This is a genomic window from Undibacterium sp. SXout20W, assembly GCF_049340285.1.
In the GTDB taxonomy this organism is placed as follows: Bacteria; Pseudomonadota; Gammaproteobacteria; order Burkholderiales; family Burkholderiaceae_D; genus Undibacterium.
Genome location: NZ_JBMPPH010000019.1, coordinates 56,959 through 72,555, shown reverse-complemented (window position 1 = coordinate 72,555; position 15,597 = coordinate 56,959). Strand labels below are relative to the sequence as shown.

19 protein-coding genes are annotated in these 15,597 nt (G+C 46.7%); 14 read left to right on the top strand and 5 right to left on the bottom strand.

Translation table 11 applies throughout. From position 1 onward, the window contains the following. Positions 1-264: 264 nt before the first annotated feature. The gene (gene alaC, locus ACO0K1_RS11640; protein ID WP_423025843.1) at positions 265-1,515 is read left to right on the top strand and encodes an alanine transaminase; all 1,251 of its coding nucleotides are present in this window, start codon (positions 265-267) and stop codon (positions 1,513-1,515) included. Between the two features lie 116 nt (positions 1,516-1,631). Here the strand turns inward: alaC and ACO0K1_RS11635 are convergent, their stop codons facing one another. Both ACO0K1_RS11635 and ACO0K1_RS11630 read right to left on the bottom strand, forming a co-directional pair. After that, positions 1,632-2,126: a hypothetical protein gene (locus tag ACO0K1_RS11635; protein WP_423025841.1), complete on the bottom strand. Its 495-nt coding sequence runs from the start codon at positions 2,124-2,126 to the stop codon at positions 1,632-1,634. A gap of 11 nt (positions 2,127-2,137) precedes the next feature. Then, a complete protein-coding gene (locus ACO0K1_RS11630; protein ID WP_423025839.1) occupies positions 2,138-2,623 on the bottom strand; it encodes an asparaginase domain-containing protein in 486 nt (161 codons plus the stop codon). Between the two features lie 133 nt (positions 2,624-2,756). Here ACO0K1_RS11630 and ACO0K1_RS11625 point away from each other — a divergent pair, with 133 nt between their 5' ends. From ACO0K1_RS11625 to ACO0K1_RS11615, 3 genes are all read left to right on the top strand, one after another. Continuing rightward, the gene (locus tag ACO0K1_RS11625; RefSeq protein ID WP_423025837.1) at positions 2,757-3,533 is read left to right on the top strand and encodes an L-asparaginase; all 777 of its coding nucleotides are present in this window, start codon (positions 2,757-2,759) and stop codon (positions 3,531-3,533) included. Between the two features lie 412 nt (positions 3,534-3,945). Then, the gene (locus tag ACO0K1_RS11620) at positions 3,946-4,206 is read left to right on the top strand and encodes a hypothetical protein (RefSeq protein ID WP_423025835.1); all 261 of its coding nucleotides are present in this window, start codon (positions 3,946-3,948) and stop codon (positions 4,204-4,206) included. Between the two features lie 30 nt (positions 4,207-4,236). Then, positions 4,237-4,521 carry a GNAT family N-acetyltransferase gene (locus ACO0K1_RS11615; RefSeq protein WP_423025833.1) on the top strand — a complete coding sequence of 95 codons (285 nt, stop codon included), beginning with the start codon at positions 4,237-4,239 and terminating at the stop codon, positions 4,519-4,521. Here ACO0K1_RS11615 and ACO0K1_RS11610 read toward each other — a convergent pair. Beyond that, entirely contained in the window at positions 4,518-5,492 is a 975-nt protein-coding gene (locus ACO0K1_RS11610) for a D-2-hydroxyacid dehydrogenase family protein (RefSeq protein ID WP_423025831.1), read from the bottom strand. The genes ACO0K1_RS11615 and ACO0K1_RS11610 overlap by 4 nt on opposite strands. A gap of 107 nt (positions 5,493-5,599) precedes the next feature. On the opposite strand from ACO0K1_RS11610, the gene ACO0K1_RS11605 reads away from it, so the two are divergent. The 3 genes from ACO0K1_RS11605 (at position 5,600) to ACO0K1_RS11595 (ending at position 8,662) form a co-directional block, all read left to right on the top strand. Beyond that, entirely contained in the window at positions 5,600-5,848 is a 249-nt protein-coding gene (locus ACO0K1_RS11605; protein ID WP_423025829.1) for a hypothetical protein, read from the top strand. Then, positions 5,845-7,695 (top strand): phosphoenolpyruvate carboxykinase (GTP), encoded by a 1,851-nt coding sequence (locus tag ACO0K1_RS11600; protein ID WP_423025827.1) that lies wholly within the window; start codon positions 5,845-5,847, stop codon positions 7,693-7,695. Before ACO0K1_RS11605 ends, ACO0K1_RS11600 begins: the two co-directional genes overlap by 4 nt. 223 nt (positions 7,696-7,918) lie before the next feature. After that, a complete protein-coding gene (locus tag ACO0K1_RS11595; RefSeq protein ID WP_423025825.1) occupies positions 7,919-8,662 on the top strand; it encodes a substrate-binding periplasmic protein in 744 nt (247 codons plus the stop codon). Between the two features lie 95 nt (positions 8,663-8,757). Here the strand turns inward: ACO0K1_RS11595 and ACO0K1_RS11590 are convergent, their stop codons facing one another. Continuing rightward, a complete protein-coding gene (locus ACO0K1_RS11590) occupies positions 8,758-9,135 on the bottom strand; it encodes a DUF2798 domain-containing protein (protein ID WP_423025823.1) in 378 nt (125 codons plus the stop codon). 55 nt (positions 9,136-9,190) lie between these two features. Continuing rightward, the gene (locus ACO0K1_RS11585; RefSeq protein ID WP_423025821.1) at positions 9,191-9,508 is read right to left on the bottom strand and encodes a hypothetical protein; all 318 of its coding nucleotides are present in this window, start codon (positions 9,506-9,508) and stop codon (positions 9,191-9,193) included. Positions 9,509-9,644: 136 nt separating this feature from the next. Between ACO0K1_RS11585 and ACO0K1_RS11580 the strand changes: the two genes are divergently transcribed. The 7 genes from ACO0K1_RS11580 (at position 9,645) to ACO0K1_RS11550 (ending at position 15,344) form a co-directional block, all read left to right on the top strand. Next, entirely contained in the window at positions 9,645-10,619 is a 975-nt protein-coding gene (locus ACO0K1_RS11580) for a LysR family transcriptional regulator (RefSeq protein WP_423025819.1), read from the top strand. 549 nt (positions 10,620-11,168) lie between these two features. Continuing rightward, a complete protein-coding gene (locus ACO0K1_RS11575) occupies positions 11,169-12,506 on the top strand; it encodes a 7TMR-DISM family protein (protein ID WP_423025817.1) in 1,338 nt (445 codons plus the stop codon). Between the two features lie 37 nt (positions 12,507-12,543). Beyond that, the gene (locus ACO0K1_RS11570; RefSeq protein WP_423025815.1) at positions 12,544-13,212 is read left to right on the top strand and encodes a sensor histidine kinase; all 669 of its coding nucleotides are present in this window, start codon (positions 12,544-12,546) and stop codon (positions 13,210-13,212) included. Between the two features lie 289 nt (positions 13,213-13,501). Next, entirely contained in the window at positions 13,502-13,720 is a 219-nt protein-coding gene (locus ACO0K1_RS11565; protein ID WP_423025813.1) for an RNA polymerase sigma factor, read from the top strand. Positions 13,721-13,763: 43 nt separating this feature from the next. Continuing rightward, a complete protein-coding gene (locus ACO0K1_RS11560) occupies positions 13,764-13,901 on the top strand; it encodes a hypothetical protein (protein WP_423025811.1) in 138 nt (45 codons plus the stop codon). Between the two features lie 209 nt (positions 13,902-14,110). Then, complete coding sequence (locus ACO0K1_RS11555; RefSeq protein WP_423025809.1) at positions 14,111-14,476, top strand: hypothetical protein; 366 nt, start codon at positions 14,111-14,113, stop codon at positions 14,474-14,476. Between the two features lie 157 nt (positions 14,477-14,633). Continuing rightward, positions 14,634-15,344, top strand: a complete 711-nt coding sequence (locus ACO0K1_RS11550; protein WP_423025807.1) for a riboflavin synthase subunit alpha — start codon at positions 14,634-14,636, stop codon at positions 15,342-15,344. Positions 15,345-15,597: the final 253 nt, after the last annotated feature.

Below are 15,597 nucleotides of genomic sequence, written 5' to 3'. Positions count from 1 at the left end.
GGGTGAGATGTGTGTAGTTCATTATGCAATTTCGACTGGCCGGTCAAAAAGGCACAAATGCTATCGCATCTTGCCCTCATTAACCGGTACCGTTCATAAATTGCACTTCATCCTAGAATTCGCCTTAATAAATTACTTGCCGCAATTGAAATTTAGGGCTTAGAATCAAGTCATCCTTATGCGTTTGTATAAGGATGCGTCGCTCGGACGGTTCCGGGCGTTACGTTTCAACTGTTACAACAGTTATAACTCGACAATTTAATCATGACCAATACATTAACTCCGCCGGGTCGGGGTTTAGTAGGTGAGGGCAGCCCTGCGTCCACACCTGACTTTTCCTTCGCTCGTATCAATCGTCTTCCTCCTTACGTTTTCAACATTACAGCCGAATTAAAAATGGCAGCACGCCGTCGTGGCGAAGACATTATCGACATGTCCATGGGCAACCCTGATGGGGCGACGCCAAAACACATTGTGGATAAATTAGTCGAAGTCGCGCAACGGCCCGACACGCATGGCTATTCTGCCTCCAAAGGCATACCACGTTTGCGGCGGGCGATCTCACGTTGGTATAAAGATCGCTATGATGTCGAGATCAATCCTGACAGCGAGGCCATCGTCACCATCGGTTCAAAAGAAGGTTTGGCACATCTGATGTTAGCGACTCTGGACAAAGGCGATACCGTTCTGGTGCCCAATCCCAGCTATCCTATTCACATCTATGGCGCAGTGATCGCTGGCGCCGATATCCGTTCTATACGTATGAGTCCTGGTGTGGATTTTTTTGCGGAATTAGAACGTGCAATTCGAGAAACATACCCAAAACCAAAGATGATGATTTTTGGTTTTCCATCGAATCCGACGGCGCAATGTGTGGAATTAGAATTCTTTGAACGCGTCGTAAAACTCGCCAAAGAACACAAGATTTTGGTCGTGCATGATCTCGCTTATGCCGATATTGTATATGACGGCTGGAAAGCACCTTCGATCATGCAAGTGCCTGGTGCGCGCGATGTCGCGGTCGAATTTTTTACGATGTCAAAGAGCTATAACATGGCAGGCTGGCGGATTGGTTTTATGGTGGGCAACAAGGAGTTGGTCGCTGCGTTGGCACGCATAAAAAGTTATCACGATTATGGTAGTTTTACGCCAGTGCAAGTCGCCGCTATTGCTGCATTAGAAGGTGATCAGAGCTGTGTTCATCAAATCCGCGATACGTATCAGGCACGACGTGATGTACTTGTTAAAGGATTGCACGAACTAGGGTGGATGGTCGAAAAGCCAAAAGCATCGATGTATATCTGGGCGCATATTCCTGAACAATATCGTCATCTTGGTTCATTGGAATTTGCCAAGCAAGTTTTACAAAAAGCCAAGTTGTGTATATCACCAGGAATTGGCTTTGGCGAGTATGGCGATGAGTACGTGCGCTTTGCATTAATCGAAAACGAAGCACGTATCCGGCAAGCTTTGCGCGGGTTGAAGACGATGTTTAAAGAGGACGGCTTGGTGTAGTTTTTTAACGCTAAAATCAATAGCGGGTTGCAACCGTCCTACGAGATTCAGCTTTTGTAGCACCGGTACAACCCGCCATTTTGTCTTTCGTTGTTTACTATTTTTCCGGCCAAATTTTATTCCGGCCAAATCGACAATACTAATTGCTCGATATCACTTGGATTGTTGATTTTCTTTTTGGCATCAAGCCAATCAGCGGGCTCAGGAACAGGTTTTTTGGTGAAAACCGGCGTCTCTATCGACATCTTGATGGCGAAGACAAAAACGCCACTTTGGATATCTATGACGGGCAATTTTTGTATGACATCGTAAATCTGATTATCATAAAATTGGTGCACAGATGGCTTCATATCTAACCATGATGTGACGGCACCATCGGCACGGATGGCGATGACAACGTAACCCGAACTTGGTGGCATTTTGACGCCTTTCAATGACCGATAAATGGCCGATTGAAGCTTACGAGAATAGCGTCCCAAACTGTCGATCGTGACACCTTTCGCCTGCATCGTTTGTTCAGACTGAAAAAAATAGAGCGAATCAAAACGTACCTCTGCCGCCGACGCCAACGCTGAACAACAGAGCAGTAAAGTGGCAAGGAACAGTTTCATGATATCCGGCCTCATTTGTTGACAAAGACACCGGCGCTACGATTTTTTTGAACGTCATTCCATGGAAAAATTTTTCCATTCATTGCAACGTGAACTCCGGCGGGTAATAATTGTGCCGCCGCGCAAGCAAATCCCAAATTGAAAAAGGCATCCGAGTTGGCAATATCGTAAGGAATCATCGCACCCGTGAAGACGATCGTTTTACCAAGGTTTGCTGCACCTAAAACTTCTGCGGTTTCTCGCATGGTGTCGGTGCCATGAATGATAACAATCGCACTCTCCGCGGACTGTGCACAAGCCTGCAAAATAGTTTGTCGATGGCTGTCATCCATATCCAAAGAATCCATTAACATACAAATTTCCAGCTCAACAGGTACTGTCAAGCGCGCACGTTGAATCACCTCAGGTAAATGGCTTTCAGAGAAATCAAGTTTACCGGCGATTTCATTGTAGTGTTTGTCGAAAGTGCCGCCAGTGGCGAGGATGCGCAGTGTCATGATCTGGTTATAAGTTGGTGTTGGAATAGGGGCATTGTAGCGCGGCTATGGCTTTGCTGAAAACTGCTACACTACAAAGCTACGTATAAACACTAGTCGTCAGCAATAGCATGGTTGGCGCAGGAACAACAAGATGAAAACGATCGCTCCCGGTACCGTCATTTTTCACCGCCATCGCGGTTATGGGGTGCTGATGTCTGTCAATTTGTTGACCGGTTGGGTTGCTGCACGGTTTGGTGATGAAAAGCGGGAGCTGGATCTGAACTTATCCACAGACGACATTCAACACGCGGATGGCGAGGCGATTTTATTCCGACTGCATCCACCCGAAAGGATGCCACACGCACGATTAATGGCGATGGTGCGTACTTTGCATGCTGCGGGCTATCAAAAATTATATCTGTATAGCTGGCCAAAACCTTCCGGACTGCATTGGCGCTGGCAGCTATTCACAGGGTGCCGCAATTGGATGGAGCGACCATGTCGCCCTGGCTGGCAAGGCTCTGGGGCGGATTACAATTTTAATCCCGTGATGGGATGGGGCGATGCACCTGGCGCCAGCACCGATGAATTGATTCAAGCGTTAGCTCAGTTTGATCCGGCGGGTTTAGCGCAGGCATTAGGAAAAGATGAAGACCACACCGTGTGGTTTGCCAACGTCTGTGAACAACTTCTGCCAAATTACGCTTACAGCCTCGGCGCAGATACGCCAGGTAGCCCACTCCCTTTGCATTTGCCCATCATTAGCGTACGCCAGCGCTCGTCACTGCCGGAAAATTTGCAATTAAGTTATCCCCCGGGCTGGGATAAAACCTGGAGCCCGGAAAGCCGTGCTAGGCATTATCAATTGCGTGCTGTGGTACGCCATGATGTGATTCCAAATTCATGGAGTTTGCCATTGGAGTTCTAGGGTAATTTATATACTCCCCGCCTTTTTTTAAATAATGGGTCTTTTAGTCTTAATTGACGGTGGCTTATTTAGTTACTGGATGGGAGTATGGTAATTCGGGTTGGATCGCCGCTCCAATGCTTTCCCATTTTTTCGACGCACAAATTGTGCCGACACAAAGTGACGGCAGTTGCTGGGCAAAGCCTCAGCGTTGCATCCTTTGTCTTAGCTTCGCTTTCTTGGCGAGACAAAAAAGCGACTTGGCTGCCTTGTCATTTCCAGTTTGACTCTAGAAAGAGCGATCGTTTTGCATATTAAAAATGACGCAATAAGCAGGGCATTAAGATCAACTTGACTCACAATATCCACCAAGAGTTCGCTTCACAGATCTATTTTTCACAGAACTATTTTTCACAATGCTGTTTTTCACCAAATGACAAAAATCTCCAACGATTCACACGACTTACGCGTCGCTCAAACGAAGGACGCGAACCAGCTCGCGGTTCTTGCGTCGCAGGTTTGGATGCATACCTACGCTAAAAATGGTGTTTCAAGCATCATTGCTGACTATGTTTTGGCAGAACTGACGCCAGCGAAATTCAGTGAGATGATAGCGGATCCGTTGCGGCACGCTATCGTTGCGGAAAAGGAGGACAACTTACTAGGGTTTGCGGTCATTAATGTATCGTCGTAATGCCCTTATACCGAACGCCGCGCGATTGAATTGGCTACCTTGTATGTGCAAGCACATTTCGTTGGTACAGGTCTGGGCAAAGCTCTGATGCAGGCAGCCGAAAGCTGGGCAAAGTCAGAGCATCAAAGCACATTATGGCTCAAAGTAAATGCGCAAAATCTGAGTGCGATTCAGTTTTATCAACACCTCGGCTACACCAAGGCGGACAGTGTCGATTTTATCTTAGGCGGAAAAGCTTATGAAAATTATGTGATGGTGTCATCGCCTGTGGATAAGCGAGCACTTACCCACAGTCAAAATAGTGAAGCGATTTAGGTTGCTAGAATATTTTTCGGCGTACCGGCAGCAAAATCGAGAATATTTTGAAATGCGGCCGAGAAATACAATTCATAACTATCTTTTTCAACGTAACCGAGATGGGGTGTCGCCAGCACATTTTCACGTCTAAGCAAAGGATGGTCGGGGGCTACGGGCTCTGATTCAAACACGTCGATCGCCACAAATCCAGGACGCCCCTGATCTAAAGCATTGAGTAAGCCATCCGTCTCGACAAGTTCAGCCCGGCTCGTATTGACAAACAAGGCGTCAGGTTTCATGAGCGCCAAATCAACCTGCTTGACGATGCCGCGCGTTGCATCATTTAATCGCAAATGCATGGAAATCACGTCCGCTTCGGCAAAAAAATCCTCTTTTGAGCTTGCGACGCGATGGCCGTCTTGTATTGCCTGCGCCAAGCTTGCTGGTCGTCCCCAGATCATGACCTGCATGCCAAATGCCTTTCCATAACCCGCAATGAGCTTGCCAATTTTGCCGTAACCCCAAATGCCCAAGGTACGTTTTTTCAGGACACGTCCTAATTGGTTATGTTCAGGGCGAATCGACGCAGCTTGCCACGTTCCTTGTTGCAACAGGCTGCTGTAATTTGTCAGGCGTCGGGATGCAGCCATAATGAGCGCCCATGTCAGCTCGGCTGGGGCCGTCGGGTCACCAATACCTTCAGTAATCGTAATCCCCAGTTTCGTTGTCATTTCGATATCAATATTGCCAGAAACTTTGCCGGTTTGTGAAATGAGTTTCAGGTTTGGCAATTTTTGCAATAATTGTCTCGTCAGGCGCGTTCGTTCACGTATTAATACCAGTGCATCAAATGATGCTAACCGGATCGCCAGCTGACCTGCACCAACTGCGCGGTTGGTAAAGACTTTAACCTCATGGTCTTGCAGTAGTTTAAAGCAGTCCAGTTGACGAACGACGTCCTGGTAATCATCCAAAATAGCAATTTTCATGAAATTTTTCTTTGCTTAAAGGTGAATAGGTGAAACAGTTTCACTTTCACAATTAGTATTACTATGCTAATCATTTTGAGGCAAAATTAGCTTCAATCAGCACTCGCGTGTACAATTATCGTTTAAGTAGCTTTTTGATTCTTCCGTCTGCCGCCCTTACTCGAATGGCAGGCGCTAGCTGGAATCGGGATTACCGTCCTGATGTCCTATTATCCGACAGAACCGCCGCGATGGTGTACGCCTTGCTTGAGCCTGGAATTTTTCCACTGCGCTCGCAAATCTGCAACATGCAAACGACGATCCTGCCGTGCCGCTACACCGGTTTTTTTATTGAAATGGCATTGGAGGCAGTATGAATCAACCCATCATGCAAGGCGTGGCAGCAATTAACCCGCCCGCTTATGTAAAGCATCAAAAACTGATCAATTGGATCGCAGAGATTGCGGCCTTGACCAAACCCGCAAATATTGTCTGGTGTGACGGCTCGCAAGAAGAATACGACCGTTTATGCGCACAGATGGTCGCTGCTGGCACCATGAAAAAGCTCAACGATGCCAAACGTCCAAATAGCTATCTGGCCTGTTCCGACCCTGGTGACGTCGCCCGTGTTGAAGACCGTACCTACATTTGTTCCGCAAACAAAGAAGATGCCGGTCCAACCAACAACTGGATGGCACCCGCAGAAATGCGTGCCACTTTACACCCATTGTTTGACGGCTGCATGCAAGGTCGCACAATGTATGTTGTGCCATTCTCCATGGGGCCATTGGGTTCACCAATTGCCCATATCGGCGTTGAATTGTCTGACTCTCCGTACGTCGCAGTCAATATGCGCATCATGACGCGCATGGGCAAAGCCGTGTATGACGTTCTTGGTTCGGATGGTGATTTCGTTCCTTGCGTACATACTGTTGGCGCGCCATTAGCAGTTGGTCAAGCGGACGTAGCATGGCCATGCAACAGCACCAAATATATTGTGCAATACCCAGAAAGCCGCGAAATCTGGTCGTTTGGTTCCGGCTACGGCGGTAATGCCCTGCTCGGTAAAAAATGCTTTGCTTTGCGTATCGCTTCCACCATGGGTCGCGATCAAGGCTGGCTGGCAGAACACATGCTGATTCTGGGCGTTGAATCCCCTGAAGGCAAAAAGCATTATGTCGCCGCGGCATTCCCATCGGCATGCGGCAAAACTAACTTTGCCATGTTAATTCCAGCCATCAAAGGCTGGAAGGTCACCACTATTGGTGACGACATTGCGTGGATCAAACCTGGTGCAGATGGCCGTTTGTATGCCATCAACCCGGAAGCTGGTTATTTTGGTGTAGCACCTGGCACGAATACAGCGACCAATTCTAATTGTATGGCTTCTTTGACTTCCAACACCATTTTCACTAATGTTGGTCTGACTGACGACGGCGATGTGTGGTGGGAAGGCATGAGCAAAGAAGCGCCAGCACATTTGATCGACTGGCAAGGTAAAGACTGGACGCCAGAAATCGCAAAAGAAACTGGCCGAAAAGCCGCGCATCCAAACGCACGCTTTACCGTCGCAGCCACACAAAATCCCGTCATTGATACAGCGTGGGATGATCCGGCGGGCGTGCCAATTTCGGCGTTCATTTTCGGTGGTCGTCGTTCGACAACGGTGCCATTGGTTACCGAAGCACGTAACTGGGTAGAAGGCGTGTACATGGCAGCGACCATGGGTTCGGAAACCACGGCGGCGGCGGCCGGCCAACAAGGCGTGGTGCGTCGCGATCCGTTTGCGATGTTGCCATTCATGGGCTATAACATGAGCGACTATTTCCAACACTGGTTGGATATGGGCAAGAAAATCGAATCACTGGGTGCTAAATTACCTGCAATTTACTGTGTTAACTGGTTCCGCACAGATGAAAACGGTAAATTTGTCTGGCCTGGTTTTGGTGACAATATGCGCGTTTTAAAATGGATGCTCGATCGTATTGAAGGTAATGCGAACGGCGTCGACAATGTGTTCGGCTTAACACCGACCTTTGGTGATTTGAACTGGGATGGATTGAATTTCACGCAAGAACAATTCAACACCATCACATCGATCGATAAGGCAGCGTGGCAAGCTGAATTAGCTTTGCATACCGAGTTATTTGAAAAACTCGCGTACCATTTGCCACAAGAATTGGAAGCAACTCGCATCGCTTTGGAAAAACGCCTGCTGGCTTAAGCTGATTGTCATCCCAAAAAAAGCGCGACATGGTCGCGCTTTTTTTTATCGCGAATTGTGATCCAACTTTAACCTCAATGAGAGAGTGGACCTGCTCTGTCTTAGGTTTTCAATAAAAAAATTAAGTTGGCATCTTGCAATCTTTACTCTGGTAAACGAATTTGCTTAAGTTCTATTGTGGTATATGATGCAATTACGACATTTTCTTATTGAGACTGGCCATATGCTCCCAGGCATCACTAACACTGTACGTCGCTTACTTTTATTGGCTTGTGTTAGTCATATCGGATTGACACATGCCACTGAGAGTTTGCAAATATATGTTCCTGACGTCGTCCGTCCGTCGTCCTTAATGGCCGAAAAGATGTTGACGCAGGCCTTCCACAGCATGCAGATTAATGTCAGTTTTGTTCCACTTCCAGGTATGCGGATGCAAGCGATGTGGAATCAGGGAAAATTAGACGGTATGGGCACCAGAGCCTTGTACACAGAGCTGGTCAATGGCATCAAGGTGGACGTTCCCATCGCTTATGATGAAGCGGTCGTGTATGCGATCAATAACACGATCAACAAAAAATTTGTTCCGAACGGCTTTGACAGCCTGAAACCCTATAGCGTCGGTTATATCGCCAAACTTCCCTATTTTGACGAACGCCTGAAAAACGTTGCGAATCGCGAAACGGCACCGAACGTGGAATCTTTATTTAAGAAGCTGCAAATTGGTCGCTCCGATCTGGTTGTTGAGTCTCGGTTTAGCGCTTGTGTGTTAAAAAAGTTAGGGCTGCAAAATATCGTTATTTTGGAACCTCCATTAGAACATCGCCCCATCTACATGTATCTGCATATTCGCCACGCAAATCTGGTTCCGGAATTGGAACGTGTTTTAAAAACGATGGATGACGACGGCAGTATTAAAAAATTGCAAGAGCAAGCACTTGCTGAGTATCACCAACAATGTCCTGTCTGAGGGATAAGCTCAAAGCGATATCAATATCAATATCAATAGCAATAAAAGCAAAAAACCGCGCTCCTGATAGGACGCGGTTTTTTTAGCAGATTCAATCAGCGGAAGTAAGGAGCGTGCGGCGGTACGCGTTTTGCCAGACTGTTATTCAACGAAACTGTCGTTTGTTGTTGTGAAGTTTGACCTTGCTTACCTATCAGCTTCAAAAGCGGTGTCATGACATAGGCCAACGGGAAGACGATAGGCCAGGTTGTCAACCACGCCTCCATCCAGGCGGAAAAGAATTCGTTATTAAATCCGACCCAGACCAGGCGCAAGACTGCGCTGACGATCAGCGTAACCAAACCTGTGCTCAAGAAACTTGGTAGCATCGACGTCAGGCTGCGCGAACGCACGAACAAATGTGGTGTTTTGTAAGATTTTTCTGCGACTTGTGCAGACGGCGATTTATCGCTGTACACTGACCAATGTTGCATTGCAAAATCCTATTCTTTAAGACGTCAATAAACGCTGATTGACATAATGTCGAAATTAACCGCGTGAAGCCAATGCGCGCAGTTCTGCAGCCATGTTTGGCGAGCTGCGATCGAGGTCATTGGCAATGCGGCGAATCGCTAAAGCATTACGCAAATTGCGCAGCGCTGTTTTTTCTTCACGTGTTTTCTTAGGAGCAACAACCAGTTTTAACGCTTGTGCAATACCAGACAGCAATGGCTTGAAAACGACGAACACGGAAGCAAACAAACCTAAACCCAATAATGGGCGCAAGGATGCCAGAAATGAACTAATAGCAACTTCAGCCATCGGAATAGCGCTTGTGGCTGGAAAGGCAATATTAAGGAAGCTCATGATGTTCTCAACGATATATTTTAAATGATGAGCGTATTTTATTGCATTGCAACATAACCTTCTAATTTCTATTTCCTATAATTACTATATCGTTTGTGAATAATTGCTTTTAATAATATAAACGGGGACAAGTAAGATGAATTTTTTGACTCTGGATCTCAATTTGCTGCGCGTATTTGATGCTGTGATGATTGAACAAAACCTGACTCGCGCGGCGGATAAGCTGGCAATGACCCAACCAGCGGTGTCCAATGCCTTAAAGCGTTTAAGACATTCGCTGGATGACGAATTATTAATCCGGACAGCTTACGGGGTGAAGCCAACCCCTCGTGCAGAGGTGTTATGGCCAACCATCCGCGAAGCGTTGGCTAAACTCGAATCAGCGATGGCCCCGGGGATTTTTGATGTTTCCAAAGCCCAGATGACATTTCGCATGGCCATGGCGGACGCCACTGCTGCGTTATGGATGCCGACCCTGGTACGCTCTATCCAAAACGAAGCGCCGGGGATCAATGTACGTATGGTACCGCTGACAACCCGCGAACCAAGGCCAATGCTGTTACGGGGCGATATCGATATTGCGGTAGGATTTTTTCCGGGTGTGGTCGCCCAATTGTCGGGGGGACAAACTGCGGGTAACAGTGCGATTCGACATGAGCGCCTTTACTCTGGTCATTATGTTTGCGTGATGCGACAGGGGCATCCGCTCGCCAATTCCAAGTTAAGTCTCGATGATTACTGTGCTGCCAATCATTTGCTGGTCAGTTTTTCAGGGCGAGCACATGGCTTGATTGACGAAGTGCTGACCAAAATGGGACGTGAGCGCCGCATTTTGTTGACCATTAATCAGTTTTTTACCGCCGGCCGCGTTGTGGCACATTCCGACTTATTGACCGTTTTGCCTCGGCACCTGATTTCTGCGACAGGAATGACAGAAGCGTTAGTATGGAAAGAGTTGCCATTCGACACCCCAGAGGTGCATGTCGATATGCTATGGCACGAGCGTGACAGCCGAAATCCTGCCCACCTCTGGTTGCGCGACAATTTGATGAACATGACGCACTCAAATCTGGTTCCTGAGCTCGAACGCGACGCAGAGATCGGTCACTAAATCGGACTAGTGAAAAAAAATCTACGGATTGTCTGCTCATTGCCTAGGCGTTATCCAGACATTATCCAGGCGATAACTAGGCAATTTTTGGGCAATTTTTGGGCGGTTTTTTGGCGTTTTTTGGGCATTATCTCAGCTATCTACACACCATCGGTGGCATCACGCATGCCGTTATCGCCTGATCCGATAACGTGGCACCTCAAGCGATCATCAAATCTGCAGGCACAGGAACGCGGTGCGTGCAGGTTTTTTCGTATCATGTCAAAAAGTATCTTTGTTGTTACAAATATATATATTTCATTTATTGCCACAAGAAAAGAAAATTGATATCCTTCTATCAATAATTTAACACTTTATTACAATTTATCGATTTGAAATTTGATTGTGTTGAGTGGCATAAATGTTTTAACTGAAATCGGTTTGATCAAAAACTAACGATAAGGCTTCTCCTGCCAGCTCAACAAAGTCGTAGGAATATTGCAATCAGACGATTTTGTATCTTTTCCTCGCCCGTTGACTGGCTGTCTTAGCACTTCATTTGTACAAAAAATGTTTTTTTTATCGCTGCAGCGTTGGCTATTCTGCTTGGTTGGACTGTCATTTTTCTTGCTCCAGGCAATGACAGCGCAGGCGGCTACCCTGCAGCTTAATGAAAAAACAAACAAAATTTCACTGAATTCGCATTTTCAAATTTTTGAAGATAAATCTGGCACACTTGACCTCTCACAAGTATCGGCGCCACAACACCAACAACAGTTCGCAGATTTACGGGGCACTCTGAATGCTGGCTATACGCATTCGGCGTTTTGGTTAAAGCTAGACTTACAACGACTCTCTGATACGACTAAGCGCGATTGGCTCTTAGAAATGACGCCAGCGATGCTTGACGATATTCGTTTGTACCAGACAGATAGCAGCGGACAAATACAAATTCAACGCGCGGGCGACCATCTGGCCTTCAATCAACAGGTCGTCCGCCATCATTATCCCCTGTTCCAAATTCATCTCGACGATACGCAAGCGCATACGTTGTACATACGTATACAGAGCAGCAGTGCTTTGTTCTTTCGTGCCACGTTATTTGATCAAAAAAGTTTTAGCGAGGATTCGAATTATCTCTCGGGCATGCTTAGTATTTATTACGGCATGATGCTTGCCATGATCATTTACAACTGCTTATTAATGATTGGTGACCGCGATCTGTCGATGCGACATTATTTGCTACTGTCAATCAGCACACTTATTGCGGGCATGAGCGTGAACGGTCATGTTGGATTGTATATCGCGCCTGACTGGCCCTGGCTAGTTGATATCTTGCCAGCTGTCATGCCGCAGATGATCGTGTTGAGTTCATCGATGTTTATGTGCAGTTTCCTGAAACTCAAATCAACATTACCACGCGCGTATATCGTTTTCAGATCCATTCAAGTAGGTGCTCTGCTATTGCTGATCGCCATCGTCGTCGGCTATCAACCTCAAGTCGCCGGTATCGCTCAGTTTTTAGGACTGATTCAGATCTGTTTGTATGGTCCGGTTTCATTAATGGTTGCCGTGCGTGGTTATGCACCTGGCTACATTGTGATGTTAGCCTCAGGTATTTGGATGTCGGGTACCGCGTTGATACCTTTACGTAATCTGGGCCTGCTCGAATCGACTTGGGTGACTGACTTTGGCTTCCAAATTGGTTCTGCCATCGACGTCATTTTGTTGGCGCTGGCGCAAGCCTACAGAATCAGATTGATTCAAAAAGAAAGTCATATGACACAACAACAATTACTCAGGATATCCCAGCAAGCCGAATCCGAACTCGATGCTAAAGTGAAGCGACGAACTGCAGAGCTTGATCAATTAATACAACGTCTGGAGAAATCCGACAAAGAAAAATGACCTGCTAAGTATCGCGGTTCACGATTTAAAAAGTCCTTTGACCGGTATTATCGGGATGAGTGAATTACTTTTAAAAATGTACCACCGGATTCCGAAAGAGGAGCAACAAAGCTACCTGAATCGCATTAATGCAAGCGGAAAACGTATGATGCATATCGTGACAAATATGCTCGATATGAATGCGATGGAAAACGGTAACCTGACGTTTCAAAAGCAAACGATCAACCTCGGTAAGCTGTTAAACGATATCGCACATCAACACGAGGAAATGCTAAAAGCCAAAGAGCTAACTGCCATCGTCCATATTGAAGAAAATGTATTGATATCTGGTGACCCGAATGCCATGACGCGGGTATTAGACAACTTAATTTCTAACGCGATCAAGTTTTCCCCTGCAGGAAAATTTATCTGGCTGACTGTCTGTCATCACGAAGGGTCTGGTCGCTTTGAAGTAAAAGACCAGGGACCAGGCTTATCTGCTAAAGACCAACAATTTCTATTTACGAAATTTTCAAAACTATCAGCAGTGCCAACGGCAGGGGAGCATTCTAGCGGCCTCGGTTTGTCCATCGTTAAAAAATTGATTGAGGCGCAAGATGGCGTCGTCAATTGCAGCAGTACTGTCGGTGAAGGCGCCAGTTTTAGTGTCGATTTACCATTAGCAGTCAACATTCAACTACAGAATCCTGATGCTCAGACGGCATAACTATCAGGGGAACATAGGGACACATCAGCAGAATTTTCCTTATCCTCATCAGCTGGATCGTCAGTTTTTTTACCTCGTTGACCAAAAATCTTGTAAGAAACGCCGTACACGCATGACTATCTCATTAAGGGCAACAGATTAATGAATATTCATTCACTATGACAGAGCACTTTCCTCCACATGACATCCATCAAGATACGCGGTATCGACTAGCGATCGACACGTTTGGTGCTGACGTTGCCCGTTTGTCGTCGGTTACGAACGCAAGATTATTCGGCGGCAGGAACTTTTGCAGGAAGTCCACGTGGTTTTGTGGCAAAGCTTCGCCAATTTTAAAGATGAGTGTTCATTACGTACCTGGGTCTATCGCGTTGCACATAATGTTGGTGTTACCTACGTTCAACGTCGCTTGAGGGCAGTGAACTGGATAGCGAAGAAGTTGCCTTCGTCGTTGATGAGCAGGCTGATATCGGAATCACCGAACGCCGGCTGGATCTGGAGCGATTAGTGGCTTGAATACACCGTTTAGCACCACTTGACCGAGAAATCATGTGCTCTTTCTGGAAGATCTGGACGCTGCGAGCATTGGCAAGATCAGTGGATTATCCGCGCGCAATATCGCCACCAAAGTGCATCGCATCAAAGCCTTATTAGCAACGCAACTCGGAAGCAAGAAGGAAAAGCCATGAACGATCAAGAACTGAAAGAATTATGGAAGCGCCAGCCGACCGTTGCTGCTGGTCTGACCACGGCTCAATTGAAGAGCGTAACAAATACTTTTCAGCGCAGGATTCGCTGACGTAATTTGATTGAGTATATTTGCGCGGCAGCTGTTGTTGCAGGAAATATCTACTACATCTGGATTTTTCCTTTTCTTTCAAGGCGGATAGGATGTGGTTTGACACCACTTGGTGTTCTTTTCGTTGCCTACCAATTAAATCGACGCGTGTCGAACGGGTCACCTCCAAGTGCAAGTGTTGGTTTGTCCTATTTGAATTTTCTTCGCGAAGAATTAGTGCGCCAACGTGACACGGCGCGTTCCGCCTGGCTTTGGTATGTCGGGCCATTTTTACCAGGAATGATCGTATTCCTTTGGGGCGCGCAGACCGAGCTCCACGCATCTGATCACCCTGCACGTGGCCTCATCGCTGGCGGCGTGGTCTTTGCTATTGTCGTGAGTATCATTTGGCTTAACCGTCAGGCGGCGCGTAAGCTGCAAGATAAAATCGATCAAATTGATCGACAAGCCAAAGACCATCATTGAGCCATCCCAGCCAGGTTCAGGTCCAGTGAAAATTGATCAATTTTCTTCTTTTTGTCTCTAAGCAGCGTGACACGCTGCGCATTTTTTAAGTAAGAATATCGATTAGTCGAAATAGATTTACAATCACATCTGACGCAAACAACTATTTTATTTAATTATGTTCACAGGCATCGTACAAGGTGTAGCCCGCATCGCAGACATCCGTGATAAGCTCGGCTTACGCACATTTCATATTGCATTTCCGGATGGTTTTGCCAAAGACCTGGAAATTGGTGCCAGCGTCGCGGTAGATGGCGTTTGTCTGACTGTTACGCAATTACATGGCGCAAATGCAGCTGACTTTGATGTTATGCAGCAAAGCCTCAATATCACTACTTTAGGAAGCTATATTGTCGATGGCCATATTAATGTCGAACGCGCTGCCAAGGATGGGGCAGAAATCGGCGGCCATCCGTTGTCCGGACACGTTGATTTCACGGCACATATCGGCGCCATACGTGAATTAGAGAATAATTATGTGATCCGGATTATGGTGCCGCCAGAATGGTTACGCTATATTTTTGCGAAAGGTTATATCGCAATTAATGGTGCCAGTCTGACCATTGCTGAGGTCAATCGCGATGAAAGCTGGTTTGAAGTGTGGCTGATTCCTGAAACATTACGTATGACTGTATTTGCAGAAAAAGTGGTAGGTTCCGCGCTGAATATTGAGATTGAACGGAGCACACAAGTGATCGTTGATACGGTACGTCATATGATGAGCGAAACGCTGGGTCCGCTACTACCAGCACTGGAAACACTGCTCAAACAACAAGGATTATCGACAGATAGTTTGCTGCAGAATGTGAATTCAACGATTAAGAAATAAACTCTTTTTTTCAATATTCAAGCGAAGATAAGGAAGGCGGGCGCAAACCGCACGGACTTTAACTCTCAGTTGGTTTAGTGGGATATCGTGACCCTAAATCGTCTTTGCCGTTCATCACCCCCTCTCATCCTCACCCTTCTCTCGCAAGAGGGAGAAGGGTGTAGACGTACCCGTACCTATTCTCCGGCGCGGATGCGACCCGCCAAAAAGCGTGTATTCGTGATGACCGCGTGGCTTCTACCCTACGCATTCC